Raw genomic sequence first — 25,822 nt, 5'->3', positions numbered from 1 at the left:
CCTCGCGACGAAAGATCGACGCCATGACAACTGTTCCGACGATCGCCTTCCTTGGGACCGGGCTCATGGGGGCGTGGATGGCGCGCCGCCTGCTGGGCGCTGGTTTCGCGGTGACCGCGTGGAACCGCACGCTCGCCAAAGCTGAAGCTTTAACGGCCGACGGCGCGACGGTGGCGCCCACCGCCGCCGCAGCGGCTGCGCAGGCGGATGTCGTCGTGACCATGCTGGAGAACGGCGCGATCGTCGGCGAGGTGCTGTTCGGGCCGGACGGCGCGGCGGCCGCGCTGAAGCCGGGCGGCGTCGTGATCGACATGAGCTCGATCCCGCCGGCGGTCGCCCGCGAGCACGCGCTGAAGCTCGCTGAGATGGGCCTTCGGCACATCGACGCGCCGGTCTCCGGCGGCACGCGCGGCGCGGCCGAGGGGACGCTCGCGATCATGGCCGGCGGCGCGGCCGAGACCTTCGACGACGTCAAGCCGGTGTTCGAGCCCATGGGGCGCGCCATCCGCGTTGGGCCGTCCGGCGCCGGCCAGCTGTCGAAGCTCGCGAACCAGGTGATCGTGGCGGTGACCATCGGCGCGGTGTCCGAGGCGTTGCTGCTGGCCTCCGCCGGAGGCGCCGACGCCGCCGCCGTGCGCGAGGCGATCCGCGGCGGCTTCGCCGAAAGCCGCATCCTGCAGGAGCACGGCCTCAGGATGGTCGAGCGCAACTTCGTGCCCGGCGGGCCGGTGCGGCTGCAGGTGAAGGACCTCGAAACCGCGCTCGACGCTGCGGCGGAGGCGGGCGTGACGCTGCCGCTGCTGCAGGACGTCCGCGACCGCTTCGTGGAGCTGCGCGACGGGCTCGGCGGCTCGAACTACGACCACTCCGCTCTGCTGCTGCAGCTCGAGGCCCTGAGCGGCAAGCGCGTCGGGACCGGCCCCGACAAACTTCCGGGATAAGGCGCCGTCGGCGCCGTCGCGCGACGGCTCAGGCCTTGGCGGGCGCTTCGACCGGGAGGCGCACGAGGAGGTCCAGCAGCGCGCGATCCTGCATCACGACGCTGCGCTCTCTCGTCGAAAGCCAGCTGATCGCCTCGGCGAGGTGGTCGGCCTCGGAGAGCTTGGCGGCGGCCATCACCCGGTCCGGCTCGATCACGCCCCGGGCGCGGCGGGGCGCGGGCGGCAGCATGCGCTCGTGGGCGCGGAAGAAGTCGGGATCGTCATGGAGCGCGACCAGCCCGTCGCCTTCGTCGGCGCCGGCGTCGGCGAGGCGCTTGGCGCTCGCCTTCGCTGCGGTCGCGATCGGCGGCACGTTGGTCTCTTCCGGGATCAGCATGAGCCCGAGCCGCTTTAGCGCGAGGCCGGCCCCGAGGTGGCCAGACGCCCAGGACAGGGGGATCGCCAGCAGCAGGCCGGCGATCGTCGGCGACATCCAGGCCACCAGCGAGGGCGCGATCGCGGCGCCCGTCACCAGGGTCACCACGCCGAGCGCCGTGTGCCAGCGGTGGCGGCGAACGATGTCGACGAAGGGGATCGAGCCGTCGTCGCGGCGTTGCGGGTTCCAGCCCGTGGCGCGGCCGAGCAGGATCTGGAACACCGAGCCGGACTGGACCAGCATCATGATCGGCGCGAACAGGGACGACATCACGATCTCGATCAGCGACGAGACGACGATGCGGAAGAAGCCGCCGCCGGCGCGCCGGGCGGGGCCGTCCATCAGGTGGATGACGAGCCCGAAGAGCTTCGGAGCGATCAGGATCGCCATCGTCGCGCCGAACAGCTGGAGGGCGCGCTCGGCGTCGAACCGCGGCCATGCCGGGAACAGCGAGAACTCGTCGGTGAAGTACTCGGGCCGGATGAAGTTCGCCTGCAGGGCGAGCGCGATGCCGCAGAGCAGCATGAACATCCAGAACGGCGAGGCGAGGTAGGAGAAGATGCCGTTGAGGAAATGGTGCCGCGACAGCGGGTGCAGGCCGCGAGTCCCAAGCAGAGCAGTGTGCTGCAGATTGCCCTGGCACCAGCGCCGGTCGCGCTGGCTGACGTCGATCAGCGACGGCGGGCTTTCCTCGTACGAGCCCTCGAGCTGCGGCAGCATGTAGACCGCCCAGCCCTTCCGCCGGATCAGCGCCGCCTCGACGAAATCGTGCGACATGATCAGCCCGCCGAACGGCGGCTTGCCCGGCAGGTCGGGCAGGCCCGCGCCGCCGGCGAAGGCCTCCATGCGGATGATCGCGTTGTGGCCCCAGTAGTTGCCGTCCCGGCCGTACCAGACCGCGATGCCGGAGGCGATGATCGGTCCGTAGACCCGGCTCGCAAACTGCTGGAGCCGCGCGAACAGCGTGTTGCGGTTGATGACCAGCGGCAGGGTCTGGATGATCCCCGCGTCGGGATCGGTCTCCATGGCCGCCGCGAGCGCGACCACCGCGTGGCCGGTCATCAGGCTGTCCGCGTCGAAGATCAGCATGTGCTCGTACCCGCCGCCCCAGCGGGTGACGAAATCCTCGATGTTTCCGGCCTTGCGGCGGTGGTTCTTGGCGCGGTGGCGGTAGTAGACCCGAGCCTCGGACCCAAGGGCCTCGCGCAGCAGCAGGAAGGCGCGCTCCTCCGCGATCCATACGTCAGGATCGGTGGTGTCGGACAGCAGGAAGAAGTCGAAGTGGTCGCCGAAGCCGAGGCGCTTCACGTCCTCGAACACCGCCTCGACGGCGCCGAACACGCGGCTCGGCTGTTCGTTGTAGATCGGCATCAGCACGGCGGTGCGCGCGGTCAGGCGCTCGGGCAGGGCCGGCTGCTTCAGCGCGGGGCGGCCGAACAGGGCGACGAGGCCGACGACCGAGCTCGCGAAGGCGAGGGCGATCCAGGCGAAGTTCACGACGAACAGGATCAGCAGCGCCCACTCGAGCAGCGTGACGCCGCCGACCTCGACCACCTTGTACATCTGGTAGACGCCGAGGCCGGTGACGGCGATCGCGGCGGTCGCGACGAACAGGCGGCTGACGACCGGCGTGCGCCAGCCGGCGGGGTTCGCCAGCGGCCGCGCGTCTCTCTTCGAGCAGGACTTGAGCGGCTGCGTCGGCATCTCGATCGGACGCTCGGGGGGCAGGGCCGGCGGCTCGTTCACGGCCGCGTCGGGCAGGCCGCGTTCGTCGTCGGAACTCATGCTGTCCATCGGTAAAGCCAGGTCTCGCTGATCGGCTTGCCGTCGGTCTCCAGCACCATCCGGAGCTCGCAAAGCTCCTCGTTGCCGGGATCGAGGTCGAAGGTGACGCGGTAGCCCTTGATCTCGGGGTTGGGGCGGCCGACCACGTCCCGGATGGCGCCGACGGACGTGGAGACCATGGGCCGTATCGCGCCGGCGCGGCTGGGATCGGCGACGGAGTCGCCGGCGAAGTCGACCACGAACCGACGTCGGCGGCCGCCGGCCGCCCCGACCACGGTCGCGACCGTGGTCGCGCCGCCCGGCCGGTCCGGCGGAGTCCAGCACCAGTGCAGACGGTAGGCCATGGAGACGCGGGAGCCGGGCTTCAGCGCCTCCTTCGGCCGCCAGTAGACGACGATGTTCTCGTTAACGTCGGCGTCGGACGGGATTTCGGTGAGCTGGAACTGGCCGTCGTTCCAGTCCCCGATCGGCTCCACCCAAACGCTCGGCATGCGGTCGTAGCGGCGGCCGAGGTCGTTGTAGGCGGCGAAGGCGCGCTGCCGCTGCAGCAGGCCGAAGCCGCGCGGGTTCTTGTCAACGAACACGCTGATCTGCAGGTCCGCCGGGTTCGACAGTGGGCGCCACACCCACTCGCCGGCGCCGTTCCAGATCTGCAGGCCGTCGGCGCGATGCACCTGGCCGCGGATGTCATCGACGCCGACGCGGTCGTTCGGGCCGAAGAAGAACATCGACGTCATCGGCGCGACGCCGATGTGCCGCAGCTCCTCGCGCGGGAACAGCGTGAACTCGACGTCGACGACGGTGATCTCGCCCGGGCGCAGCGTGAAGCGGTAGGAGCCCGTCACGCGGCGGCTGTCGAGCAGCGCGTAGACCACCAGGCTGTTCGCCACCGGGCCCGGCCGCTCAATCCAGAAATTGCGGAACAGCGGAAACTCCTCGCCGTCCGGCTCGCCGGTGTCGATGGCGAGGCCGCGGGCGGAGGTGCCGAAGATCTGGCCGCGGGCGAGCGCCCGGAACAGCGTCGCGCCCTGGAACAGCGCGAACTCGCGAAGCTCCTCGGGCCGGTCGATCGGCGCGCGGGCGCTGACGCCGGAGAACGGAAAGGGTTTGTCCGCCGGCGCCTGGGGGGCGCGGCCGAAGTCGAACCAACTCGGCTCGTTCGGCAGCATGCGGACCTTGCCGTCCTCGACGAGGCCGACAGCGACCGGCGAGCGGTAGATGAACCCGCCGGGCAGCAGGTCGATGCCGAAGCCGCGGTTCTCGCCCTGCCAGAGCGAACGGTCGGGCCGCATCTTGATCGAGCGGAACACGTCCTGCGGCAGGTCGGCGAAGCCGTCCGGCAGCAGATTGCGCGGCGGTTCGAACGCCTTGGTCGCCAGCAGGCGGGCCTGTTCGTCCAGCGCGTCGCGGCTAAAGGGCGCGCCGTCGGCGCCGAGATTCGGAGGCGGGGGCGGAGGGGGAGTCTGCCCCGGCTGCTGCGCAAGCGCAGTCGTGGCGAGGAGATGGGCGGCGAGCGCGCCGGTGACGAAACTACGTCGGTTCATGGACGATGCGTTTGACGAGCCTGATCGGCCGCCGAAAAGCCGACGAACCCGAGATCGAGGGCTAAAGAATGCTGCACTTTGGAACAATGTCCAATGTGGCGGCGACGGAATTTTGCGGCGCCGCCACATCGGCGGCGGTCGTCAGGAGCGGTCGAGCGGTTCGCCGTCATAGGGCGTCGTATCGCAAGGCACGCCTTCGGCCGCAAGGTCGCCGCAGGCGCGAACGGCCTCCGCCGCCGTGGGGAAGGGGCCCGCGACGAGGTCCACCACGTTGCGGCCCGGGCCGCTGCGCACCGCGCGCGGCGTGAGACGCGCGAGCGTCGGGTAGCGGCCGGACAACGCGGTCCAGCGGCGGCGTACGGCCTCGACCGAGGTCTCGGGTCCAAGGCCGATGGCGAAGGCCGGAGGATGGCCGGCGACAGGCGCGGGGCGCGTCACGGAGCCCGTGGTCTCGGGCGTGAGAGCGGCCCGCGCCGCCGCAAGCTTCATTTCGCCCACGCCGCGTTCGAGCCGCGCCAGCCGCTCGGCGAGCGCGGAGCGCTCGTCGGTAAGGCGCTTCACCTCGCGGTCGAGCCGGCCGACCGACTCCGTGGCTTCAGCTGTGATCAGGCGCGTTGGGCTGGATCCTGAGGGTGAGACAATCATCACCGCCCCCGCTCCGCCGAGGGCCGCGATCATCAGCAGACCCCAGACGATCGCGGGCGTCGGCGTATCCTGTCGTCGAGCGTCGTAGTCCTGATCGTAATGCACGAAGCGGCTCCCGCGGGCGGCGGGCGGAGGATAGCTGAGTCGCCAGGCGCCTCAGTCGATTATGCGGCGCCGCGGCGATCGCGCGCCGCGTGTGTGGCCGCCGCGCCGCGCCGGATGACGCCTGCGTCACTTGGTTCGGCCGGCCGGATGGCTTAAAGACCTCGCGACCATGATCGACGACATCTCAGCCTCCATCCGCAAGGCCGTGCCCCCGATCCATCGGGAAGGCCGGCCGTTCATCGCGATCTTCGCTGCCATCGCCCTTGTGCTGTTCTTCATCTGGCAGCCGCTGGGGTGGCTCGGCGTCGGCGCGACCATCTGGTGCGCGCTGTTCTTCCGCGACCCGAACCGCGTCACGCCGATGCGCGACGGCCTCGTGGTGAGCGGGGCGGACGGCGTCGTCTGCGACGTGAAGCGCGCGGTGCCGCCGCCGGAGCTCGGCCTCGGCGCCTCGCCGCTGCCGCGGGTCGCCGTGTTCATGAACGTCTTCGACGTGCACGTGAACCGCGCGCCAGTCGCCGGAACCGTGACGCGCGTCGCCTACACCGCGGGCAAGTTCTTCAACGCCGACCTCGACAAAGCGAGCGAGGACAACGAGCGCAACGGGCTCGTCATCCAGAGCGCCTACGGGCCCCTCGGCGTGGTGCAGATAGCGGGCCTCGTCGCGCGTCGCATCGTGTGCTTCGTGCGCGAAGGCGAGACCATCGGCGCCGGCGAGCGCTTCGGCCTCATCCGCTTCGGCAGCCGCGTCGACCACTACCTGCCGGAGGGCGTCGAGCCGCTGGTCGGCGTCGGGCAGCGGACGGTGGCCGGCGAGACCGTGATCGCCGACCTAACGGGCGCCGCGCCCGCGCGGACCTTCCGCAAGAGTTGAGCCGCACGCCCGCCAACCCGAGAGACGCGCGATGATCGATCCGGACGCTCCCCACCCCGTCCGCCGTTCGCCCTTCACGCGGCTCCGGCGCGTGCCGGTCCGCCTGCTGATCCCCAATCTCGTGACGCTGCTCGCGCTCTGCGCCGGCCTGACCGGCGTGCGCATGGCGATCGAGGGCCGGCTGGAACTCGCAGTCTACCTCGTGGTGCTCGCGGCCGCGCTCGACGGCGTCGACGGCCGGCTCGCGCGTCTGCTGAAGGGCGCGTCGCGCTTCGGCGCCGAGCTCGACAGCCTGATCGACTTCGTCAATTTCGGCGTCGCCCCGGCGCTCATTCTCTATGTCTGGGGCCTGAACGGGCTCGGCCATGTCGGCTGGATCGCCTGCCTGATCCTCGCCATCGCCTGCGCGCTCCGGCTCGCGCGCTTCAACGTGGCGCTGGACGATCCGAACAAGCCGGCCTGGGCCGGGCAGTTCTTCGTGGGCGTGCCCGCGCCCGCCGGCGCGATCGCCGCCCTGCTGCCGATCTATCTGGAGTTTTTGGGGTTCCCCCGCGTGCCGGTCGCGCTGCCGGCGGTCGAGGTCTACATCCTCGCGGTGGCGTTCCTGATGGTGAGCCCGCTGCCCACCTGGTCGGGCAAGCAGCTCGGCTCCCGGATCGACCGCACCTGGGTCGCCCCCGTGCTGATCTCGGCGGCGCTCGCGGTGACGCTGCTCGTCAGCTACCCGTGGTTCGTGCTCGCCGGCATCACGCTCGCCTATCTCGCGACGCTGCCGTTCGCCTTCCTGCACCAGCAGCGGTTGGTGCGGGCGGACCGAGCCGCGGCGGCGGCCGCGAGGTCCGACGCCGATCCCAGCTAACGCCGGCTCTCAGCCTTCGCAGGCGGCGACGCGCAGACGGAGCGGGGCGGCGGGGAAGGCGCCCCGCAGCAGCCGGAGCGCTTCCGCGGTGGTCGCCGGGCGAGTTCGCTGGAGGAAGGCGCGCATGGCGTCGAGGTCGAGCGCCGCGACGACGGCGGGATTAGCGGCTCCGGAGACGGAGCCGGACGCATAAGCGGACGGCATGGTCGAATCCTCATCGGCACGCGATGGTACGACGGTACATTTCGAACGGTTAACGGCGCGTTAACCCGGGTTAACGCCCGGTCGACGCTTGGCAAACCGCTTCGCCGCAACGCATCATCCCCGCGGACGACACGCGGACGGACGAGACGTGACCACAGCGCTTCAGCGGCGGGACGGCATGCGGCAGCGCGCCAGGGGCGCGGCGACGGTCGCCTTCGCGCGCCGCTTCGACGCGACGCGCCTCGTCGACCTCGCGCACTCCGGGGCGCTGGGGGTGCTGTTTCCGCGGCCAGAGCCGGGAGCGCCGCCGACGGCGGTGCTCGCGAACATCGGCGGCGGGATCGCCGGCGGCGATCGGCTCGCGGTCGAGGCGCGCTGGGGCGCGGGCTGCGAGGCGGTCGCGACCACCCAGGCCGCCGAGAAGGTTTATCGCGCCCTCGACGTCGCGGCCGAGGTCGAGACGAGGCTTTACGTGGAGCCGGGGGCGCGCGCCTGCTGGCTGCCGCAGGAGACCATCCTGTTCGACGGCGTGTCGCTGGAGCGCCGGCTCGAGGCCGAGGTCGCCCCGGACGCCACGCTGATCGCCTGCGAGAGCGTCGTCTTCGGCCGCACCGCGCGAAACGAGACGGTCGCCCGCGGGCGGCTCGTCGACCGCTGGCGGCTCCGCCGTGGCGGAAAGCTGGTCTTCGCAGACACGCTCGCCCTCGACGGAGCGGTGGCCGACACGCTGGCGCGGCCCGCGCTCGGGGGCGGCGCGACGGCGGTCGCGACTCTCGTCATGATAGCGCCAGAGGCCGACGCCCGGCTCGACGGCGTCCGCGCGGTGCTGGAGACGGCTCGGTCGGAGGCCGGCGTCAGCGCCTTCGACGGCTGCCTCGTCGCCCGCTTCGTCGCCCGCGAGGCGCCGGCCCTGCGGCGCGACCTCGCCCTGTGCCTCGAACATCTGACGGGGCGCCCGCTGCCCCGCGTCTTCGCGTTCTGAAGGAGCTCCGATGAACCTCACCCCCCGCGAGAAGGACAAGCTCCTCATCAGCATGGCGGCCGTCGTCGCCCGCCGCCGCCTGGAGCGCGGCGTCAAGTTGAACCATCCCGAGGCGATCGCGCTGATCGCGGACTTCGTGGTGGAAGGCGCCCGCGACGGCCGCACGGTCGCGGAGCTGATGGCCGCTGGCGCCAAGGTGCTCACGCGCGAGCAGGTGATGGAGGGCGTGCCAGAGATGATCCACGACGTGCAGGTGGAGGCGACGTTCCCGGACGGGACCAAGCTCGTCACCGTCCACGAACCGATCCGGTGAGGAGACCGTCATGATCCCTGGCGAACTCTTCCCCGCTCCCGGCGACATCGAGCTCAACGCCGGCGCGCCGACTGTGACGCTCGACGTCGCGAACACGGGCGACAGGCCGGTCCAGGTCGGCAGCCACTATCATTTTGCGGAGACCAACGCCGGCCTGGCCTTCGACCGAACGCAGGCCCGCGGGATGCGGCTCGACATCGCCGCCGGCACGGCCGTGCGCTTCGAGCCGGGTCAGACGCGGACCGTGACGCTGGTGCCGTTCGGCGGCGACCGGAGGGTGTTCGGCTTCCGGGCGGACGTCATGGGGTCGCTCTAGACGCGACCGAGCCTGATCACGCAGCGCCATTTTCAAGAGATCCTCATCCATGCCCGCAAAGATCTCCCGCTCGGCCTACGCCGACATGTTCGGCCCGACCGTCGGCGACCGCCTGCGGCTCGCGGACACGGACCTCATCGTCGAAGTGGAAAAGGACTTCACCACCTATGGCGAGGAGGTGAAGTTCGGCGGCGGCAAGGTGATCCGCGACGGCATGGGCCAGAGTCAGGCGAGCCGCGCGCAAGGGGCGGTCGACACCGTCATCACCAACGCGCTGATCATCGACCACGGCGGGATCATCAAGGCGGACGTGGGCCTCAGGGACGGCCGCATCGCCGCCATCGGCAAGGCCGGGAATCCGGACGTGCAGCCGGGCGTGACGATCGTCGTCGGGCCGGGCACCGAGGTCATCGCGGGCGAGGGCAAGATCCTGACCGCGGGGCTGATCGACGCCCACATCCACTTCATCTGCCCGCAGCAGGTCGACGACGCGATCGCCTCGGGCGTCACCACCATGATTGGGGGCGGCACGGGCCCCGCGACCGGCACCACCGCCACGACGTGCACGCCCGGCCCCTGGCATCTGGCGCGGATGATCGAGTCCGCCGAGGCGTTCCCCGTGAACCTGCTGTTCTCCGGCAAAGGCAACGCCTCGCTGCCTGCGGCCCTCGAGGAGCAGATCCGCGGCGGGGCGGCGGCGCTGAAGCTGCACGAGGACTGGGGCACGACGCCGGCCGCGATCGACTGCTGCCTCACCGTCTGCGACGCCTTCGACGTCCAGGCCATGCTGCATTCCGACACGCTGAACGAGAGCGGCTTCGTCGAGGACACGATCGCCGCCTTCAAGGGCCGCACGATCCACGCCTTCCACACCGAAGGGGCCGGCGGCGGCCACGCGCCCGACATCATCAAGGTGGCGGGCCTTCCGAACGTCATCCCGTCGTCGACCAACCCGACGCGGCCCTACACGGTGAACACGCTCGACGAGCATCTCGACATGCTCATGGTGTGCCACCACCTCGATCCCTCGATTTCCGAGGACGTGGCCTTCGCTGAAAGCCGAATCCGCAAGGAGACGATCGCCGCCGAGGACATCCTCCACGACATGGGCGCGCTCTCGATCATCTCGTCCGACAGCCAGGCCATGGGCCGCGTCGGCGAGGTGGGCATCCGCACCTTCCAGACCGCGCACAAGATGAAGGTTCAGCGCGGGCGGCTGAAGGACGAGACCGGCGACAACGACAACCTGCGGGTCCGTCGCTACATCGCGAAGGTGACGATCAACCCGGCGATCGCGCACGGCGTCTCGGCCCACGTCGGCTCGGTCGAGGTCGGCAAGCTCGCGGACCTCGTGCTGTGGTCGCCGGCTTTCTTTGGGGTGAAGCCGGACCTGGTGCTGAAGATGGGCATGATCGCCGCCGCCCCGATGGGCGACCCCAACGCCTCGATCCCGACGCCGCAGCCGATGCACTATCGCCCGATGTTCGGTTCGTTCGGACGCGCGCTGCAAAACTCGTCGGTGATCTTCACGTCGAAGGCGGCGATCGAGGACGGCCTCAGCCAGCGGCTCGGCCTGACGCGCGAACTCGTGGCTGTGACGAACGTGCGTGGCGGGATATCCAAGGCCAGCATGATTCTGAACGACGCCACGCCGGTCATCGAGGTCGACCCCGAGACCTACGACGTGCGCGCCGACGGGGAGCTTCTGACGTGCGAGCCGGCCGACGTGCTGCCCATGGCGCAGCGGTATTTCCTGTTCTGAGACTTGTATCGCCGTCAGTGCCGGCGGCAGCCGGGCATCCGCGACTTCCTGGGATCGTCGAGCGTTACGCCGACGTCGTGGATGCCTGCGGAGGCGGGCATGACGGGCGGGCGTCACTCGTCAGACTGGTCAATCGCGGCTTACGCCTTTTCGCTACGGCGCTGGTGATCGGCTTCAGCGCGCCCGCCCATGCCGACACCCTCCCCGAAGCGCAGCGCCCGCCCGTCGAGGCGGCGTTCAGGGCCTGGCTCGGCTCCGCCGTTCGTCCGGCGGCGCTGAAGGCGGGCGTCTCCCCGCAGACGTTCGAGGCCGCCACGAGGAACATCGCGCTGGACTGGAGCCTGCCAGACCTGGCGCCGCCCGGGGCGCCGCCGGCGCGCGCGCAGCGGCAGCCCGAATTCTCCGATCCCGCCCGCTATGTCGCCGAGGGCAACTTCGCGGCGCTCGTGAAGGAGGGCCGCGCCGAGCTCGCCAAATGGAAGACCGCGTTCGACCAGGTCGAACAGCGCTTCGGCGTGCCGCGCGAGATCGTGGCGGCGATCTGGGCGCGCGAATCGCGCTTCGGGCGGGCGGCGATCCCGTACTCGGCGGTGCGGGCCCTCGCGACCGAAGCCTTCATGGGCGCGCGCAAGGAGCAGTTCTTCCCCGAGCTCGTGGCGGCGCTGAAGATCCTCGAGGGCGACCACGTCAGCCTCGCCGCCATGAAGAGCTCTTGGGCGGGGGCGATGGGCCAGCCTCAGTTCCTGCCGTCGAAGTATCTTGAGAACGCGGTCGACATGGACGGCGACGGCCGCCGCGACATCTGGGCCTCCGTGCCCGACAGCCTCGGCTCGATCGCGAACTATCTGCGCAAGCACGGCTGGGTTCCGGGGCGGGCGTGGGGCGTCGAGGTGGAGCTTCCCCCGGAGGTCGCCTGCACGCTTGAGGGGCCGGACCAAGGCCTCACTGTCGCGCAATGGACCGCGGCGGGCGTCGCGCCGAAGCCCGGCGGCGTCTTGCCGAAGGAGGCGGGACGAAAGCTGTTCCTGCTGAATCCCGCCGGGCGTTCGGGGCCGGCGTTCCTCGTCTCCGAGAACTTCTATGTGCTGAAGGAGTACAACGAGAGCGACCTCTACGCGCTGTTCGTGGGCCACCTCGCGGACCGGTTCCGCGCCGGGCGGCCGATCGCCGGCTCCTGGACGGCGCCGAAGGGCTTCGACCGGACCGACGTCGCCGCCATGCAGCGGCGGCTGGAGGCCCAGGGGCACGACGTCGGCACGGCTGACGGGCTCGTCGGCTTCCGCACCCGCGTCGCCATCGGCCGGTGGCAGGCGGGGAAGGGGCAGGCGCCGACCTGTTACCCCGACGCCGGGCTGGTGAAGACCGTCGGAAGGTAATCCGGTCGCTCGCCTTGACGCCCGGTTGTGATCGCGAGCGCGTCAGCCGGCCCGAACGAGGCCGAGATCCTGTCGACCGAGCCGCGGCGGCATGCCACAGTCGTGCGCCCAGAGGGCGCTCAGGTCTTCGTTAGGCCCGCAAGAAACGAAAAAGGGAACGTCGATGTCGAACGAGAATCTCACCCTCACGCGCCGGCGCTTCGGCGGCCTGATCGGGGCCGCGGCGGGCGCGGCGGCGCTTGGCCCTCTCGCGGCGCCCGCCCTCGCTCAAGGGTTCCCAGGCCGGCCCGTCACGCTGATCGTGCCGTTTGCGCCGGGAGGATCGACCGATCTCGTCGCGCGCCTTGTGGCGGCGAAGATGGGCGAGATGCTCGGCCAGCAAGTGATTGTGGACAACCGCGGCGGCGCCGGCGGCAATCTCGGCGCGGGCACCGTCGCGAAGGCGGAGCCGGACGGCTACACCATCCTGATGGGCACGGTCGCGACCCATGCGTTGAACCCCGCGCTCTATAAGAAGATCTCCTACAACGCCGAGACCGACTTCGCGCCGATTTCGCTGCTCGTGAACGTGCCCAACGTCCTGACCGTCAATCCGAACTTCGGCGCCAAGACGGTGCAGGAGCTGATCGACATGGCGAAGAAGGACCCCGGCAAGTACTCCTACGCCTCGTCGGGCAACGGATCGCCGCTGCATCTCTCGGGCGAGCTGTTCAAGAAGATGGCCGGCATCGACCTGATCCACATCCCCTACAAGGGCTCTGGCCCGGCGCTGGTGGACGTGATCGCGGGCCAGGTGCCGATCCAGTTCGACAACATGCCGTCCTCGACCGAGCACATCAAAGCCGGCCGCCTGCGCGCGCTGGGCGTGACGACCGCGAAGCGCGTGCCGACCTTCCCGGATCTGCCGGCGATCGGCGAAACGCTGCCGGGCTACGACACCTACTCGTGGAACGCGCTGTTCGCCCCGAAGGGCACGCCGCCGGAGGCGATCGCCAAGCTGAACGAGGTCGCTGTCAAGGCCGTGAACGATCCGACCGTGAAGGCGAAACTCTCCGACTTCAGCGCCGTAATCGTGGGCTCGACCCCGGACGAACTCGCGACGCTCGTGAAGAGCGAGCTCGCCAAATGGGCGCCGATCGTGAAGGACTCGGGCGCGCAGATCGATTGAGGCGGCCGAGGGACGGGGAGCTGCGCGCTCCCGGTTCTCAGAGCAAAAAAAGCGGCGTCTCGCGACGCCGCTTTTTCATTTCACAGACTTCGAGACGAGGCTCAGAACCAGCCGCCGCGGCGGCTACCGCGCTCGTACCAACGGCGATCGTCCTCCTGGCTCGCATAGACGAGCGCCGCGACGATGCCGACGCCGACCGCGAGGCCGAGCAGCGAGAGGCCGGGATTGCGCTGCACGACGTGGCTGGCGCGACGGCCGTAGTAGACGGCGTTATCGGCGGCCGTCTGCAACGCGTCGACGCCGTCGTCGTAAAGCGCGCTCGCGCCGGGGCCAAACGACTTCGCCGCCGAACGGGCGCGCTTGCGGGCGTCGCGGGCGCGCTCGCCCGCAAGGGTCGACACGCGCTCCCCCAGCTCGGAGACGGTGGCGCGGAGGTGCGCGAGCTGGTCGCCGGCGTCGCCTGCAAGGCCGCTGACTTTACGATCGACCATGGTGAAACCCCTTCAGTTTTCGGGAAAGCTGGACGGAAAAACCCGTCGTCGCTCCGTATAACGCGCGAAAGCCCAAGAGGTTCCGGGGGGCTCAGGGACGGTCCTCCGGCCGCTGGCGGTGGTGGTCGGTCGCGCGCTGGAACGCTTCTCCAAGGGTGAGGAGCGCGGAATCGTTGAACGGGCGCCCCATCACCTGGACGCCGATCGGGAGCCCCTCGCGCGAAAAGCCGGCCGGCAGCGCGATCGCGGGCAGGCCGAGATAGTTCACGGGCCGCATCAAGGCGGAGACCGCGGCGACAACGCCGTCAAACCGGGCGCCGACGTCAGTCTCGGCGATCGGCGGGGCGGGGAAGCGCGCGACGGGGGCGATCACCGCATCGCAGGCGCCCATGTGCTCGATCCGCCGCGCCAGCGCCGGCCCACGTCCGCGCAGCGCGTCGACGTACTGCACCCCGGAGTAGCCGAAGCCGTTGATGAGCCGGGCGCGCGTCTGCTCGCCGTAGAGCTCCGGACGCTCCGCAAGATTGCGCCGATGCAGGGCCGCGGCCTCCGCGCCGAGCGCGATCAGCGCCGCGCTGCTGAGGCGCGCCTCGTCGGGCAGGTCGACCGGGACGATGCGGCAGCCGAGCGACCGGAAGGTCTCGATCGCCTGCTGGAAGGCGTTCGCCACGTCGGCGTCGAGGTCCTCCACATAGAAGTTCGTCGGCACGCCGAGCGTCATGGCGGCGGCCGGCCGGTCGTCCTCGCGCCAGGTCTCGCCGGTCTCGCCGTCCAGCGGATCGGGCCCTGCGATCAGCCGCATGATCAGCCGCAGGTCGCGGGCGGAACGGGCGAGCGGGCCGACGGTGTCGAGGGTGGACGACAGCGGCATGGCGTTCGCGCGGCTGACGAGGCCGAGCGTCGTCTTCAGTCCCGTCACGCCGCAGAAGTGCGAGGGCAGCCGCACGGAGCCGCCGGTGTCGGAGCCCAGCGCCGCGTAGGTGAGGCCCGCCGCCACCGCGACGCCGGAGCCGGAGGACGATCCGCCGGTGATGCGCTCCGGGTTCCACGGGTTTCGGGCGTGCCCGAAATGGCTGTTGTGGCCGGTGACGCCATAGGCGAACTCCGCCATGCCGAGCGCGCCGAGCCGGATCTGGCCGGCGGACTCCAGCCGCTCCAGCACGGTCGCGGTTTCGGTCGCGATCCAGTCGGCCCGGAGCGCCGAGCCGCAGCTCACCACCTTGCCCGCGGCGTAGAACATGTCCTTGTGAGCGAGCGGCACGCCGTGGAGCGGGCCGGCCGGCTCCGAGGCGTCGGCCCTGTCGGCGGCGAGCAGCGCGGCCTCGGGCTCGAACGACGTGAAGGCGTTGACGCGGGGCTGCCAGCGCTCGATCCGGGCGATCAGCGCCTCGGTCAGCTCGCGCGATGAGACGCGGCGCGCCGCCACCGCCGCCGCGGCGTCGACCAGGTCGAGATAGGCGAGGTCGTTCGGGTCGGTCATGGTCGCGTGAGTCTCGGCCGCCTCAGTCATGGAAACCGCCGGCGCTGCGTGCGGCTGCAGCGATCGTCCGGCGGAGCCGGGCGAAGTCGGACGGCTGATCCTCGAAGCCGAGCACGTCCTGGAAGCCCGCCGCCGCGGCGGTCACGGCGCTCACCGAAAGGGCGACGCGGCGGCCGCTCTCCGCGTCGATGGCGAGGCCTCCGAGCGCGGCGATGGCGCGAGCGGTCTCTGGCGTCAGCGGTTCGTGCGGCATGCGGTCTCGTGTCCCAATGATGTTCGGCGTGCGGACGATCCGCGCGATCCCGCCGCCCTTGCGTTTTCCGTGCCAGAGCGCGACGACAGCGCCATGGCCGAATGTCCTGGCATAGCGCATCTCGCTGACATGGCCGATGGCGGCCTCGCGCGCGTCCGTACGCCGGGCGGTCGCCTGAGCGCAGATCAGGCGCGCGCCGTGGCGAACGCCGCCGAGACGCTCGGCTCCGGCGTCATCGACCTCACCAACCGCGCCAACCTGCAGATTCGCGGCCTGCCGCTCGACGCCGGGCCCGGGCTCGGCGAGCGGCTCGCCGCCGTCGGCCTCTACACGGGCGGCGAGGCCGATCGACGGCGCAACGTGCTGCTCGACCCGCTGGCGGGGCTGGACCCGATGGAAGTCGTCGATCTCCGGCCGCTTGCCTCGGCGGTGGCGGATGCGCTGGGCTCCTCGGACTTCGCCGCCGATCTCTCGCCGAAGTTCTCCGTCGCGCTCGATGGCGGCGGCCGCGCAGGGCTCGCCGCCACGGCCTCCGACCTGACGCTGTTGGCCTTCCGTGACGGGGAAGGGCGGGTCGCCCTGGCGCTCGCTCTCGCCAGCCGGCCTCTTGGGGTCGCGACACGGCCGGAGGCCGCAGTCGCCGCGATTCTCGCCGTCGCCGGCGCCGCCGCGGCGCTTGGTCCGGACACCCGGGCGCGGGATCTCGCTCCGCATGTCGTCGCCGCGGATCTCGTCGCGTCCGGCCTCGCCGCGACGGGCGCCGACGTCGCTTGGCCGTCGGAGGTCCGTCCGATTTTCGGCGCGCTGCCGCCCTCGCGGTCGCGGAGCCGCGCGGCCGTCGCCATTCCGGTCGCGGTGGGGCGGCTGGACGCCCGTCAGCTGCGCTGGCTGGCCGACCGCGCGGACCAGGACGGGGATGGGGCGCTCGTGCTGGCGCCCTGGTCGGCCGTGGTGCTGCCGGGCGTCGCGCCTGGGAGGACCGCCGATCTGCTGCGACAGTCGGAGGCCGCGGGGTTTCCGCCCGTCGCCGTCGTGGAGCGCCTCACCGTCGTCGCCTGCGCGGGCGCGCCCTCCTGCGTTCGCGCCCGGGAGCCCGCGAAAGCCGTCGGCCTGGCTCTGCTCGCCCGCGCCGCGGCCAGCGGCCTCGCGCCCCTCGCGCGCGTGCACCTCTCCGCCTGCGGCAAGGGCTGCGCAGGCCCCGCGGACGCTGACCTGCTGCTGCTCGGCGCGAGCGACGCTCCCGGCTGGACCCTCCACGCCCGCGCCGCGCCTCGCCGGCCGGGACCCGTCTTGGGCCGGCTTCCGGCGGCGGACGCCGACGCGATACTGGACTGGCTGCAGCGGCGGGGATGACCTGAGCGCTTCGGAACGCGGGCGGCTCCCCGGCATGAGGACGTTGAGCGAAAGCTTCCTGTTGGCTTCAGCAGTCCGAGCGGCCGTTTCGAAGCTCAGGCGGCCTTGGCAGGAAGCCCTCTCCGTCTCTTAAGCCAAGAGACGCCTTGCCAGCCGGCGCCGCCCCCGTCACAAGGCTGTCGCGAGGCTTCAGGGCGGGCGTGATGGACTATGTGAAGGACGGGGCGGAGATCTATCGCCGCTCGTTCGCGACGATCAGGGCGGAGGCCAATCTTGGGGGACTGCCCGACGACGTCGCCGGAGCCGTGGTGCGGATGATCCACGCCTGCGGCATGACCGACCTTCCCGCCGACGTCCGGTTCGACCCCGCCGTGGTCGCGGCCGGCCGCGCGGCGCTCCGCGACGGCGCGCCCATCATCGCGGACGCGAAGATGGTCGCCTCCGGCGTCACGCGTTCACGGCTCCCCGCCGACAACGAGGTGCTCTGCTTCCTCGACGACCCGCGTACGCCGGGGCTTGCGGCGGAGCTCGGCACCACGCGCTCCGCCGCCGCGGTCGAGCTGTGGCGCGACCGGCTCGAGGGAGCGGTGGTCGCGATCGGCAACGCGCCGACCACGCTATTTCACCTGCTGGAACGGCTCGACGCTGGCTGGCCGAAACCGGCGGCGATCCTCGGCCTGCCCGTGGGCTTTATCGGCGCGGCGGAGTCCAAGGCCGAGCTCGCGGCGAACCCCCGCGGCGTTCCGTTCCTCACGCTGCTCGGCCGGCGCGGCGGCAGCGCGATGACGGTCGCCGCGATCAACGCCGTCGCGGACCCGAAGGAATGACCGCCCCCGGACGACTGTCGGGCGTCGGCGTGGGGCCCGGCGATCCGGAGCTCCTGACGTTGAAGGCGCTGCGCCTGATTCAGGAGGCGCAGGTCATCGCCTATCCCGCCGCGAAGGCCGGCAACGGCGTGGCGCTCGCCGCCGCCCGACCGCACCTCCGCCCCGAGCAGGAGCTGCTGCCGCTGGTCTACCCCGTGACGGCGAGCCCCGAGGCGGACTTGCCGTCGTATCCGCAGGTGATGCGCGACTTCTACGACTCCAGCGCCGAGGACATCGCGTCCCGCCTGGACCGCGGCCTCGACGTCTGCGTGCTGTGCGAGGGCGATCCGTTCTTCTACGGCTCCTTCATCTACTGGCACCACCGCCTGAAGGACCGCTACGAGACCACGGTGACGCCCGGCGTCTCCTCGGTGATGGCGGGGCCCGCGGCCCTCGGCCGCCCGCTCGTGCTCCGGCGCGACACCGTCACCGTGATTCCCGGCACCCTGCCAGCGGAGGAGCTGACGCGGCGGCTCGCCGCGGCCGACGCCGCCGTCGTCATGAAGCTCGGCCGGACCTTCGCCAAGGTCCGCGCGGCGCTGGACGCCGCCGGCGTGCTGGAGCGCGCGTTCTACGTGGAGCGCGCGAGCCAGGAACGCGAGCGGGTGCTGCCGGCGGCCGAGGTCGACCCGGCCTCCGTCCCGTACTTCTCCATCATCGTGCTGCCGGGTCTGGAGACGCCGTGACGCGCGACGCCGCGCCCCGGCCGATCGTCTTCGCGTTCAACCCCGCCGGCGCCGAGACCGCTCGGCGGACTGCCGCGACCGTGAGCGGGGAGACGGCGGGGCTCGCAGGCCGCGTCGCCGACCTCGACGGCGTCTTCGAGGACGCCGCCGGCGCGGTCGCCGAGGCGTTCCGCGCCGGGCGGCCGATCTTCGGCGTCTGCGCCGCTGGCATCCTGATCCGCCTGATCGCGCCACTCCTCAGGGACAAGCACGCGGAGCCGCCGGTGCTGGCGGTGTCCGACGACGGCGCGGCGGTGGTCCCGCTGCTCGGCGGCCTCGCCGGCGCGGATGCTCTGGCTCGAAAGGTGGCCGCGGCGCTGTGCGGCGCGGCGGCCATCACCGGCGCCGGCGCCCGCCGCTTCGGTCTCGTGCTCGAAAACCCGCCGCAGGGCTACGTGCTGGTCAACCCGCAGGACGCCAAGCGCGTCACCTCCGACCTGCTGGCCGGCGCCCGCGCCCGGATCGAAGGGGAGGCACCCTGGCTCCGCGCCTCCGACCTGCCGCAGGGCGACGACGGCGCGGTGCTGTTGCGGGTGACCGCGGAGGACGTTCCCGCCCCGAGGGACGGCCTGCTGTTTCACCCTCGCGTGCTGGTCGCGGCCTTCGACCGGCCCGACATGGCGACGCTCGAGGCCTTTGACGCCGCGCTGGCGCGGCTCGCGCTGGCGCCGGCCGCGCTGGGCGCGGCGCTAGCGCCCGAAGGCGCGCCGCTGCACCACCTCTTCGCCGAGGCGCTCGCCGCGCGCGGCGTTCCGCTCCGGATCGTCGAGCAGCGGCTGGAGGACGGTGAGACGATCCACGCCGAGCCCGGCCTGCATATCCATCGCTTTTCAGCGCCGGTCGCGCCCGAGGGTTTCGGGCGCGCGCCCGGTCGCGTGACGGTGGTCGGCCTCGGCCCCGGCCCGCGCGGCTGGCTGACCCCGGACGCAGCGGCGGCGCTCGACCGCGCCTCCGATCTCGTGGGCTACGAGCCCTATCTCGCCATGGCGCCGGAGCGCGCCGGCCAGCGCCGCCACGGCTCCGACAACCGCGTCGAGGTCGAGCGCGCGCAGGCTGCGCTGACGCTCGCAGCTCAAGGGCGCGAGGTGGCGGTGGTCTCCTCCGGCGACGCCGGCGTGTTCGGTATGGCGGCGGCCGTGATGGAGGCGCTGGAGGCGGCGCCCGCGGGCTGGCCCTCGGTCGCGGTCGAGGTGACGCCCGGCGTCTCCGCCATGCAGGCCGCCGCCGCCCGCCTCGGCGCGCCGCTCGGCCACGATTTCGCGACCATCTCGCTGTCGGACTACCTGAAGCCGTGGGAGATCATCGCCCAGCGGCTCGCCGCCGCCGCCGAGGGCGATTTCGTCATCGCGCTTTACAACCCGGCCTCCAAAACCCGCCGTGAGCAGCTCGTCCGAGCGCTCGATATCCTTCGGGCCCGGCGCGCGCCGGAGACGCTGGTGGCGTTGGCCCGCAGCGTCGGTCGGACGGGCGAAGGCTTCACCCTGACGACGCTGGGCGACCTCGACCCTGACCTTGTCGACATGCGCACGCTGGTGCTGATCGGATCGTCCAAAACTCGCGCCTTCGCCCGCGCCGACGGCAAGACGTGGATCTACACGCCCCGCAGTTATCTCGAGGACGAGGCGAGCTGAGAGGTGGCTTTGGCCGACGCGGCCGGCTGGATGCGCCTCACTCCGTCGCGGGCTTCAGATGCCGGTCGTGCGCGGCGTCGTAAAGCGCGCTCGTCGTGTCTCCAGCGCCCAGGAGCGCCCAGCCGACCAGCACCAGGGCGGTGCGCTCCACGCCGTAGGGCGCCGCCTTCGCGACGATGTCGGCCAGCGTCCCCCGCACGATGATCTCGTCCGGCCAGGTCGCGCGCGCGACCAGCGCGACAGGGCAGTCCGCGCCGTAGAGCGGGGTGAGTTCGGCAGCGATGCGCGGAAGCTGCTTCGCGGCGAGGTGAAGGGCCAGCGTGCCGCGGGAGGCCGCGACGTTCGCCAGCGTCTCGGCGGCCGGCATCGGCGAGGCGCGGCCTGAAAGCCGGGACAGCACGACCGTCTGTGCGACTTCGGGGACCGTCAGCTCGACCCCGAGACGCGCGGCGGCGGCGGCGAAGGCCGGCACGCCGGGGGTGATCTCGTAGGGGATGCCGCGGGCGGCGAGCGCCGAGAACTGCTCGGCCGTCGCGCCGTAGAGCGAGGGGTCGCCCGAGTGCACGCGCGCGACGTCGAGGTCCGCCGCATGCGCCGCCTCGAACTCGGCGACGATCTCCTCCAGCGTCATGCTGGCGGTGTCCCGCACGCGCGCGCCCTCCGGCGCATAGGCCACCACCGCCTTCGGCACCAGCGAGCCGGCGTAGAGGCAGACCGGACAGCGCGCGATCAGGTCGCGCCCGCGCACCGTGATGAGGTCCGGGTCGCCGGGGCCGGCGCCAATGAAATGGACGGTCACGCCAGCCTCCTCAGGTCCGCGGCTTGGTGGCGACGAACTGGGTGATCGGCATCGCGGGCCGCCAACCGGTCATGCGGCCCACGGGTTCCGCGTTTGCGATCTGCAGCCGCACGAGGTCGCCGCCAAGGGTTTCGCGGGCGGCGAGCAGCTTCGTCTCGGTTTCCAGCGTCACGGCGTTGGCGACGAGCCGCCCGCCGGGCTTCAGCGCGGCCCAGCAGATCTCCAGCGCGCCGGGCGCGGTCGCGCCGCCGCCGAGGAATACCGCGTCGGCGCGGGGCAGCCCCGCGAGGCCCTCCGGCGCCGCGGCCTCGCGCACGTCAAGCCCGGGAACGCCCAGGGTGGCGGCGTTGGCGCGGGCGCGGGCCGCGCGGTCCGACCGCGGCTCCAGCGCGATGGCGCGCGCGCCGCGGGCGGCGCGCATCCATTCGATGCCGATCGAGCCGGAGCCTGCGCCGACGTCCCACAGCAGCGCGCCGGGCAGGGGAGCGAGACGCGCCAGCGTGAGCGCGCGCACCTCGCGCCGGGTGATCTGGCCGTCGTTGGCGAAGGCGTCGTCGGGCAGGCCGGGCACGCGCGGCAGCAGGCGCGCGTCCGGTCCCGCGACGCAGGCGATCGCGACCGTGTTGAGCGCGTCGAACACGCGGTCTTCGAGATCGCGGGCGGAAAAGGTGGTCGCCGTGGCGTGAGGGCCGCCGAGCCGCTCGAGCACCGTGACCGCGCTGTCGCCGTAGCCATGGGCGAGGAGCAGCGCCGCCGCCGCCGCAGGCGTCGCGCCGTCGGCGGAGAACAGCACGATGCGAGCGCCGTCGTGGAGCTCGGCGGCGAGCGCCTCCACCGGCCGGCCGCAGGCGGTGACGAGTGCGGTGGAGGCGACCGGCCACAGCATCGCCGCGCAGGCGAGCTGGAAGGCGGAGGGGGCCGGCAGCACCGTCATCTCCTCAGGCCCGATCCGCCCGAGCAGCGTCGCGGCGACGCCGTGGAGCAGCGGGTCGCCGCTCGCCAGCGCCACCGTCGGCAGGCCGCGCCAGGAGACGAGCACGTCGAGGAACGGCAGCATGGGCGATGGCCAGGCGTGGCGCTCTGCCTTTGGGGACGCCTCGGCCGGGATCAGCTCGAGGTGCCGCGCGCCGCCGACGACCTTCTCCGCAGCCCCCAGCGCGGCGTGGGCCGCGGGGCCGAGACTGCCAAGGCCGTCCTCACTGAGGCCGACCACGGTGAGCCAGCGGGAGGGGGATTTGATCATGGTCGGGTGTCTGCCGGGCGGAGTGCGTGCTTCGAGACGCATGCCTTACGGCATGCTCCTCAGCATGAGGAGGGGAGAGATAGGGTTATGAGGCGCGCGCGGACCGCCGCGGCCACCTGCCGCCGTTGTGTACGCCCACTGCCGCCTAGTCAGGCTCGCCGTCATGGTCCGGCTTGACCGAACCATCCATCTCAGACGTCGATCTCCACGCTCGCGATGGGTCCTCCGGTCAAGCCGGAGGACGACGCGGAGGGTGGCCCGATGGGGCGACGGGCAGGACGACCCGGATGGCTCAAGAGGCTGTCAACCCGAGCATCTCCGCCGCCACCCGCGCCGCTTCTGCGACGCTTCCCGTGGTCACACCTTCGGGGCGGGGCGGTCGCTCCACCATGACGACCGGCAGTCCCAGTTCCCGCGCGACGACGAGTTTGGCGGCCGCCGCCGCGCCGCCGCTGTTCTTCGAGACGACGGACGCGATCCCCCGTGTCGCGAACAGTCGGCGCTCGGCCTCCAGCGCGAAGGGGCCGCGGTCGCAGAGGAAGGTCGCGGCCGGATGGTCGAAGGGCGCGTCGGGCGGATCGATCACGCGGAGCAGAAGCGTCAGGTCCCGGCGGGCGGCGAAGGGCGCGATCTCCTGCCGGCCGACGGTCACGAAGCAGGGCCCGCGAGTAACTGGAGCCAGCGCCGCGGCGGCCGTCACGTCGGCCGCCATCCGCCAGTCGTCGCCCGCTTGAGGCCGCCACGGCGGCCGCTCCACATGGATCAGCGGGGTCCCGGTCGCCGCGCAGGCCGCCGCGGCGTTGGCTTTCATGCGGGCGGCGAAAGGGTGCGTGGCGTCGACCACCAGCGCCAAGCGTTCGGCCTCGAGATAAGCCGCGAGCCCCTCCGCGCCGCCGAATCCGCCGACGCGCGCGGCTCCTATCGGCTGGCGCCGGACGCCGGTGCGGCCGGCGAATGAGGTCGTGACGTCGCAACCGAGCGCCGAAAAGCGTTCGGCTGCGGCGAAGCCCTCGGACGAGCCGCCGAGCACCAGAACGCGCGGGCCGGCCGCCATCACAACGCCGCCTTTATCCGAAACGACGTGGCGGAGCGGGATTGTGCGGCGCGGTCCGAACCGCCATGGTCCCGCGCATGTCGACTGCCCCTGATCCTGCGCGCGTTCATTCCGCCCCCGTCGCCTTCGATCCCGCTTTCGCGCGCGCGCTGCCCGTGTTCGCCCCCGGCTCCGTCTGGCTGGTCGGCGCCGGGCCCGGAGATCCCGGTCTGCTGACGCTGCAGGCCGCTTGGGGACTGTCGCAGGCCGATGTCGTCTTCTTCGACGCGCTCGTCAACGACGCCGTGCTGAACTTCGCCGCGCCTGCCGCCGAGCTCGCCTTCGTCGGCAAGCGCGCCGGGTGCCCCTCGCCGAAGCAGTCCGAGATCAACGCTCGGCTCATCGACGCCGCCCGCGCGGGCAAGCGCGTGCTGCGGCTGAAGGGCGGCGACCCCTACGTCTTCGGGCGCGGGGCCGAGGAGGCCCAGGGGCTCGTCGCGGCCGGCGTGCCGTTCCGGGTCGCCCCGGGTGTGACCGCCGGCGTCGGCGGGCTGGCCGCGGCCGGCATCCCCGTGACCCACCGCGACGTCAACCAGTCCGTCACCTTCCTCACCGCTCACGACGCTTCGGGCGGCTTGTCCGCGCGGCTCGACTGGGCGGCGCTGTCCGCGGGCTCGCCCGTGCTCGTGGTCTACATGGGGTTCCGCCTCATGCGGGTGATCGCCGAAAAGCTGATGGAGGCGGGACGACCCGCCTCAGAGCCCGCCGCGATCGTGGCGCAGGCCACCACCCCGCGGCAGAAGGTCGTTCGCACCACGCTCGGTCGGCTCGCCGCCGGCGAGGACGCGGGCGGGCTCGAGCCGCCGGTGCTGGTCGTGGTCGGCGGGGTCGTGGCGCTGGCTCCCGTGCTTGGGGTTGGCGGCTACGCCGCGCCTTCGGACGAGGCGGGCGGATGACGCCCGCGCTGGTCGTCGCCGCGCCGGCCAGCGGTTCGGGCAAGACCACGCTGACGCTTGGGCTGCTGCGGGCGTTCCGCTCGGTCGGCGTGAGCGTCGGCTCCGCCAAGATCGGTCCGGACTACATCGATCCGCGCTTCCACGCAGCCGCGACCGGGCGGCCCTGCCTGAACCTTGACGGCTGGGCGATGCGGCGCAACCGCGTGCTGACGCTCGCCACCGAGGCGGGCGAGGGGGCCGACCTGCTCGTCGTCGAAGGCGTCATGGGCCTGTTCGACCGCGCGGCCGAGACCGGCGTGGAGGGGCGCGGCGGCACGGCGGAGGTCGCCGCCATGCTGGAAGCGCCGGTCGTGATGGTCGTCGACACGGGCGGCATGGCCCAATCGGTCGGCGCGCTGGTCGACGGGTTCCGCCGGCGCGGCGGGCCCGAGGTGGCGGGCGTCGTGCTGAACCGGGTCGCGAGCCCACGCCACGAGGCGCTGCTGCGCGAGGGCTGCACGGAGGCGGGGGTCGCGGTCTTCGGCGCGCTGCCGCGTCGTGCGGAGCTCAAGACGCCGTCGCGGCATCTGGGCCTAGTCCAGGCCGAGGAGATGTCGGACCTCGAGGGCTTCCTCGACCGCGCCGCGGCGCTGGTCACGAGCCATGTGGACCTCGGCGCGCTCCGGGCGCTCGCCCGGCCGCTGCCGCGCGCCGTCTCCCACGTCGGCCGCCCCGCGGTTCCGCCGCTGGGCTCGCGCATCGCCGTCGCCTCCGACGTCGCGTTCCGCTTCGCCTATCCGCACCTGCTGGAGACTTGGCGGGAGAGCGGCGCCGAGCTCATGCCGTTCTCGCCGCTGGCCGACGAGGCGCCGGACGCGGACGCCGACGCGGTCTACCTGCCCGGCGGCTATCCCGAGCTCCACGCTGGTCGGCTGGCGGCGGCAGGGCGGTTCCGGACAGGGATGGGCGACGCGATCGATCGCGGGGCGGCGGTGTTCGGCGAATGCGGCGGCTACATGGCCTTGGGCGACGGACTCGTGGACGCGGACGGCGTCCGCCACGCCATGCTCGGCCTGCTCCGGCTCGAGACCTCATTCGCGACCCGGAAGCTGCATCTGGGCTACCGGCACGCGACGCTCGTCGCGGACGGCGCGCTCGGCGCCCACGGGGCCGCCTACCGGGCGCACGAGTTCCACTACGCCTCTGTGGTCAGCGAGACCGGAGACCCGCTGTTCCAGCTCCCGGACGGGACGCGCTGCGGCCTGACCGCAGGCTCCGTGTCAGGTTCCTTCCTGCACCTCATCGACGGCGGCTGACGCCGGCTCCTCCACCAACGGGTGAGACACGCCATACGGCGGCAGGCGGGCGATGGTGTTCTTGCGCACCACTTGCGGGCGCGCGCGCCACGGCGGGACGCCGTCCGCGCTTGCGGCGTGCGCAAGCGCGAAGCCGACGAGGTCGTCCGCGTCGAGCGGCGAGAGGTTGCCCACCACGTAGCCAAACTTGGCCTCGCCTGAGACCGTGGCGGAGCAGGCGCGCGAACAGGCGGAGAGGCAGGCGATCGTCTTCACCTCAACGGTGGCGCCCGCCTCGCGCTGGGCGACCGCGGCGACGACGTCGCGCAGCAGGACGGCGCCGGGCCGTTCGGCGTCCTCGGGCGCGCCCTCGGGGCGGCAGGTGCGGCAGATCGTAAGGGTCACAGGCGCGCTCATGGCCCGCTCCTA

The 25,822-nt window shown here is 72.2% G+C and carries 26 protein-coding genes; 15 read left to right on the top strand and 11 right to left on the bottom strand.

Annotated elements, in window-relative coordinates; translation table 11 throughout:
- Positions 1–23: 23 nt before the first annotated feature.
- Entirely contained in the window at positions 24–941 is a 918-nt protein-coding gene (locus METY_RS03480; protein WP_103119995.1) for an NAD(P)-dependent oxidoreductase, read from the top strand.
- 28 nt (positions 942–969) lie between these two features.
- On the opposite strand, the gene mdoH is transcribed toward METY_RS03480, so the two are convergent.
- From mdoH to METY_RS03465, 3 genes are all read right to left on the bottom strand, one after another.
- A complete protein-coding gene (gene mdoH, locus METY_RS03475) occupies positions 970–3,150 on the bottom strand; it encodes a glucans biosynthesis glucosyltransferase MdoH (RefSeq protein ID WP_103119994.1) in 2,181 nt (726 codons plus the stop codon).
- Positions 3,138–4,685, bottom strand: coding sequence for a glucan biosynthesis protein (locus tag METY_RS03470; protein ID WP_103119993.1), 1,548 nt, complete (start codon positions 4,683–4,685; stop codon positions 3,138–3,140). Before METY_RS03470 ends, mdoH begins: the two co-directional genes overlap by 13 nt.
- A gap of 141 nt (positions 4,686–4,826) precedes the next feature.
- Positions 4,827–5,435 (bottom strand): SPOR domain-containing protein, encoded by a 609-nt coding sequence (locus METY_RS03465; RefSeq protein WP_103119992.1) that lies wholly within the window; start codon positions 5,433–5,435, stop codon positions 4,827–4,829.
- Between the two features lie 169 nt (positions 5,436–5,604).
- Between METY_RS03465 and METY_RS03460 the strand changes: the two genes are divergently transcribed.
- Entirely contained in the window at positions 5,605–6,309 is a 705-nt protein-coding gene (locus METY_RS03460; protein WP_103119991.1) for a phosphatidylserine decarboxylase, read from the top strand.
- Between the two features lie 31 nt (positions 6,310–6,340).
- Positions 6,341–7,168, top strand: coding sequence for a CDP-alcohol phosphatidyltransferase family protein (locus METY_RS03455; RefSeq protein WP_103119990.1), 828 nt, complete (start codon positions 6,341–6,343; stop codon positions 7,166–7,168).
- A 9-nt stretch (positions 7,169–7,177) separates the two neighbouring features.
- Here the strand turns inward: METY_RS03455 and METY_RS03450 are convergent, their stop codons facing one another.
- Entirely contained in the window at positions 7,178–7,372 is a 195-nt protein-coding gene (locus tag METY_RS03450; protein ID WP_103119989.1) for a transferase, read from the bottom strand.
- Between the two features lie 148 nt (positions 7,373–7,520).
- On the opposite strand from METY_RS03450, the gene METY_RS03445 reads away from it, so the two are divergent.
- The 6 genes from METY_RS03445 to METY_RS03420 all read left to right on the top strand — a co-directional run bounded on the left by METY_RS03445 (position 7,521) and on the right by METY_RS03420 (position 13,289).
- The gene (locus tag METY_RS03445; RefSeq protein WP_146035650.1) at positions 7,521–8,354 is read left to right on the top strand and encodes an urease accessory protein UreD; all 834 of its coding nucleotides are present in this window, start codon (positions 7,521–7,523) and stop codon (positions 8,352–8,354) included.
- A gap of 10 nt (positions 8,355–8,364) precedes the next feature.
- On the top strand, positions 8,365–8,667 hold the full coding sequence (locus tag METY_RS03440) for an urease subunit gamma (protein WP_020185735.1): 303 nt from the start codon (positions 8,365–8,367) through the stop codon (positions 8,665–8,667).
- A 10-nt stretch (positions 8,668–8,677) separates the two neighbouring features.
- Complete coding sequence (locus METY_RS03435) at positions 8,678–8,983, top strand: urease subunit beta (RefSeq protein ID WP_103119987.1); 306 nt, start codon at positions 8,678–8,680, stop codon at positions 8,981–8,983.
- 49 nt (positions 8,984–9,032) lie between these two features.
- Positions 9,033–10,745: an urease subunit alpha gene (ureC, locus tag METY_RS03430; RefSeq protein ID WP_103119986.1), complete on the top strand. Its 1,713-nt coding sequence runs from the start codon at positions 9,033–9,035 to the stop codon at positions 10,743–10,745.
- A gap of 164 nt (positions 10,746–10,909) precedes the next feature.
- Positions 10,910–12,121 carry a lytic murein transglycosylase gene (locus METY_RS03425; protein WP_103119985.1) on the top strand — a complete coding sequence of 404 codons (1,212 nt, stop codon included), beginning with the start codon at positions 10,910–10,912 and terminating at the stop codon, positions 12,119–12,121.
- A gap of 163 nt (positions 12,122–12,284) precedes the next feature.
- On the top strand, positions 12,285–13,289 hold the full coding sequence (locus tag METY_RS03420; protein WP_200819585.1) for a Bug family tripartite tricarboxylate transporter substrate binding protein: 1,005 nt from the start codon (positions 12,285–12,287) through the stop codon (positions 13,287–13,289).
- A gap of 101 nt (positions 13,290–13,390) precedes the next feature.
- Here the strand turns inward: METY_RS03420 and METY_RS03415 are convergent, their stop codons facing one another.
- From METY_RS03415 to METY_RS21000, 3 genes are all read right to left on the bottom strand, one after another.
- Positions 13,391–13,780, bottom strand: coding sequence for a hypothetical protein (locus METY_RS03415; protein ID WP_103119984.1), 390 nt, complete (start codon positions 13,778–13,780; stop codon positions 13,391–13,393).
- 91 nt (positions 13,781–13,871) lie between these two features.
- Positions 13,872–15,290, bottom strand: coding sequence for an amidase (locus METY_RS03410; protein ID WP_103119983.1), 1,419 nt, complete (start codon positions 15,288–15,290; stop codon positions 13,872–13,874).
- Positions 15,283–15,513 (bottom strand): hypothetical protein, encoded by a 231-nt coding sequence (locus METY_RS21000; protein WP_160147298.1) that lies wholly within the window; start codon positions 15,511–15,513, stop codon positions 15,283–15,285. Before METY_RS21000 ends, METY_RS03410 begins: the two co-directional genes overlap by 8 nt.
- Positions 15,514–15,606: 93 nt before the next feature.
- Between METY_RS21000 and cobG the strand changes: the two genes are divergently transcribed.
- The 4 genes from cobG (at position 15,607) to cobJ (ending at position 20,088) form a co-directional block, all read left to right on the top strand.
- Positions 15,607–16,866, top strand: coding sequence for a precorrin-3B synthase (gene cobG, locus METY_RS03405; protein WP_160147297.1), 1,260 nt, complete (start codon positions 15,607–15,609; stop codon positions 16,864–16,866).
- Between the two features lie 200 nt (positions 16,867–17,066).
- The gene (locus METY_RS03400; RefSeq protein ID WP_200819592.1) at positions 17,067–17,693 is read left to right on the top strand and encodes a precorrin-8X methylmutase; all 627 of its coding nucleotides are present in this window, start codon (positions 17,067–17,069) and stop codon (positions 17,691–17,693) included.
- Positions 17,690–18,418 (top strand): precorrin-2 C(20)-methyltransferase, encoded by a 729-nt coding sequence (locus METY_RS03395; protein ID WP_103119980.1) that lies wholly within the window; start codon positions 17,690–17,692, stop codon positions 18,416–18,418. The genes METY_RS03400 and METY_RS03395 overlap by 4 nt, the downstream gene beginning before the upstream one ends.
- Positions 18,415–20,088, top strand: coding sequence for a precorrin-3B C(17)-methyltransferase (gene cobJ, locus METY_RS03390; RefSeq protein WP_103119979.1), 1,674 nt, complete (start codon positions 18,415–18,417; stop codon positions 20,086–20,088). Before METY_RS03395 ends, cobJ begins: the two co-directional genes overlap by 4 nt.
- A gap of 37 nt (positions 20,089–20,125) precedes the next feature.
- Here the strand turns inward: cobJ and cobM are convergent, their stop codons facing one another.
- The 3 genes from cobM to METY_RS03375 form a co-directional block, all read right to left on the bottom strand.
- Positions 20,126–20,887: a precorrin-4 C(11)-methyltransferase gene (gene cobM, locus METY_RS03385; RefSeq protein ID WP_103119978.1), complete on the bottom strand. Its 762-nt coding sequence runs from the start codon at positions 20,885–20,887 to the stop codon at positions 20,126–20,128.
- Between the two features lie 10 nt (positions 20,888–20,897).
- Positions 20,898–22,130, bottom strand: a complete 1,233-nt coding sequence (gene cbiE / locus METY_RS03380; protein ID WP_103119977.1) for a precorrin-6y C5,15-methyltransferase (decarboxylating) subunit CbiE — start codon at positions 22,128–22,130, stop codon at positions 20,898–20,900.
- 292 nt (positions 22,131–22,422) lie between these two features.
- Positions 22,423–23,184, bottom strand: a complete 762-nt coding sequence (locus METY_RS03375; protein WP_103119976.1) for a cobalt-precorrin-6A reductase — start codon at positions 23,182–23,184, stop codon at positions 22,423–22,425.
- 77 nt (positions 23,185–23,261) lie between these two features.
- On the opposite strand from METY_RS03375, the gene cobA reads away from it, so the two are divergent.
- Together cobA and METY_RS03365 are read left to right on the top strand one after the other, a co-directional pair.
- On the top strand, positions 23,262–24,119 hold the full coding sequence (gene cobA / locus METY_RS03370; RefSeq protein ID WP_244593504.1) for a uroporphyrinogen-III C-methyltransferase: 858 nt from the start codon (positions 23,262–23,264) through the stop codon (positions 24,117–24,119).
- The gene (locus METY_RS03365) at positions 24,116–25,414 is read left to right on the top strand and encodes a cobyrinate a,c-diamide synthase (protein ID WP_103119974.1); all 1,299 of its coding nucleotides are present in this window, start codon (positions 24,116–24,118) and stop codon (positions 25,412–25,414) included. The genes cobA and METY_RS03365 overlap by 4 nt, the downstream gene beginning before the upstream one ends.
- Here the strand turns inward: METY_RS03365 and METY_RS03360 are convergent.
- The gene (locus METY_RS03360; RefSeq protein ID WP_103119973.1) at positions 25,379–25,810 is read right to left on the bottom strand and encodes a DUF1636 family protein; all 432 of its coding nucleotides are present in this window, start codon (positions 25,808–25,810) and stop codon (positions 25,379–25,381) included. The two genes, METY_RS03365 and METY_RS03360, sit on opposite strands and share 36 nt — an antisense overlap.
- Positions 25,811–25,822 lie beyond the last annotated feature (12 nt).

Source organism: Methylopila sp. Yamaguchi (genome assembly GCF_002897035.1).
In the GTDB taxonomy this organism is placed as follows: Bacteria; Pseudomonadota; Alphaproteobacteria; order Rhizobiales; family Methylopilaceae; genus Methylopila.
Note: the sequence above shows the minus strand (reverse complement) of the source record. Positions and strands in the feature narration are given on the sequence as shown.

Excerpts from the sequence above, each read along its gene's own strand:
- METY_RS03440 (WP_020185735.1), top strand. The coding sequence starts at position 8,365 with ATGAACCTCACCCCCCGCGAGAAGGACAAGCTCCTCATCAGCATGGCG.
- METY_RS03365 (WP_103119974.1), top strand. The coding sequence starts at position 24,116 with ATGACGCCCGCGCTGGTCGTCGCCGCGCCGGCCAGCGGTTCGGGCAAG.
- METY_RS03395 (WP_103119980.1), top strand. The coding sequence starts at position 17,690 with ATGACCGCCCCCGGACGACTGTCGGGCGTCGGCGTGGGGCCCGGCGAT.
- METY_RS03360 (WP_103119973.1), bottom strand. The coding sequence starts at position 25,810 with ATGAGCGCGCCTGTGACCCTTACGATCTGCCGCACCTGCCGCCCCGAG.
- METY_RS03450 (WP_103119989.1), bottom strand. The coding sequence starts at position 7,372 with ATGCCGTCCGCTTATGCGTCCGGCTCCGTCTCCGGAGCCGCTAATCCC.
- METY_RS03455 (WP_103119990.1), top strand. The coding sequence starts at position 6,341 with ATGATCGATCCGGACGCTCCCCACCCCGTCCGCCGTTCGCCCTTCACG.
- cbiE (WP_103119977.1), bottom strand. The coding sequence starts at position 22,130 with ATGATCAAATCCCCCTCCCGCTGGCTCACCGTGGTCGGCCTCAGTGAG.
- METY_RS21000 (WP_160147298.1), bottom strand. The coding sequence starts at position 15,513 with ATGCCGCACGAACCGCTGACGCCAGAGACCGCTCGCGCCATCGCCGCG.
- METY_RS03470 (WP_103119993.1), bottom strand. The coding sequence starts at position 4,685 with ATGAACCGACGTAGTTTCGTCACCGGCGCGCTCGCCGCCCATCTCCTC.
- METY_RS03435 (WP_103119987.1), top strand. The coding sequence starts at position 8,678 with ATGATCCCTGGCGAACTCTTCCCCGCTCCCGGCGACATCGAGCTCAAC.
- ureC (WP_103119986.1), top strand. The coding sequence starts at position 9,033 with ATGCCCGCAAAGATCTCCCGCTCGGCCTACGCCGACATGTTCGGCCCG.
- mdoH (WP_103119994.1), bottom strand. The coding sequence starts at position 3,150 with ATGGACAGCATGAGTTCCGACGACGAACGCGGCCTGCCCGACGCGGCC.
- METY_RS03415 (WP_103119984.1), bottom strand. The coding sequence starts at position 13,780 with ATGGTCGATCGTAAAGTCAGCGGCCTTGCAGGCGACGCCGGCGACCAG.
- METY_RS03480 (WP_103119995.1), top strand. The coding sequence starts at position 24 with ATGACAACTGTTCCGACGATCGCCTTCCTTGGGACCGGGCTCATGGGG.
- METY_RS03375 (WP_103119976.1), bottom strand. The coding sequence starts at position 23,184 with ATGGCGGCCGGCCCGCGCGTTCTGGTGCTCGGCGGCTCGTCCGAGGGC.
- METY_RS03460 (WP_103119991.1), top strand. The coding sequence starts at position 5,605 with ATGATCGACGACATCTCAGCCTCCATCCGCAAGGCCGTGCCCCCGATC.
- METY_RS03420 (WP_200819585.1), top strand. The coding sequence starts at position 12,285 with ATGTCGAACGAGAATCTCACCCTCACGCGCCGGCGCTTCGGCGGCCTG.
- cobG (WP_160147297.1), top strand. The coding sequence starts at position 15,607 with ATGGCCGAATGTCCTGGCATAGCGCATCTCGCTGACATGGCCGATGGC.
- cobA (WP_244593504.1), top strand. The coding sequence starts at position 23,262 with ATGTCGACTGCCCCTGATCCTGCGCGCGTTCATTCCGCCCCCGTCGCC.
- METY_RS03410 (WP_103119983.1), bottom strand. The coding sequence starts at position 15,290 with ATGACTGAGGCGGCCGAGACTCACGCGACCATGACCGACCCGAACGAC.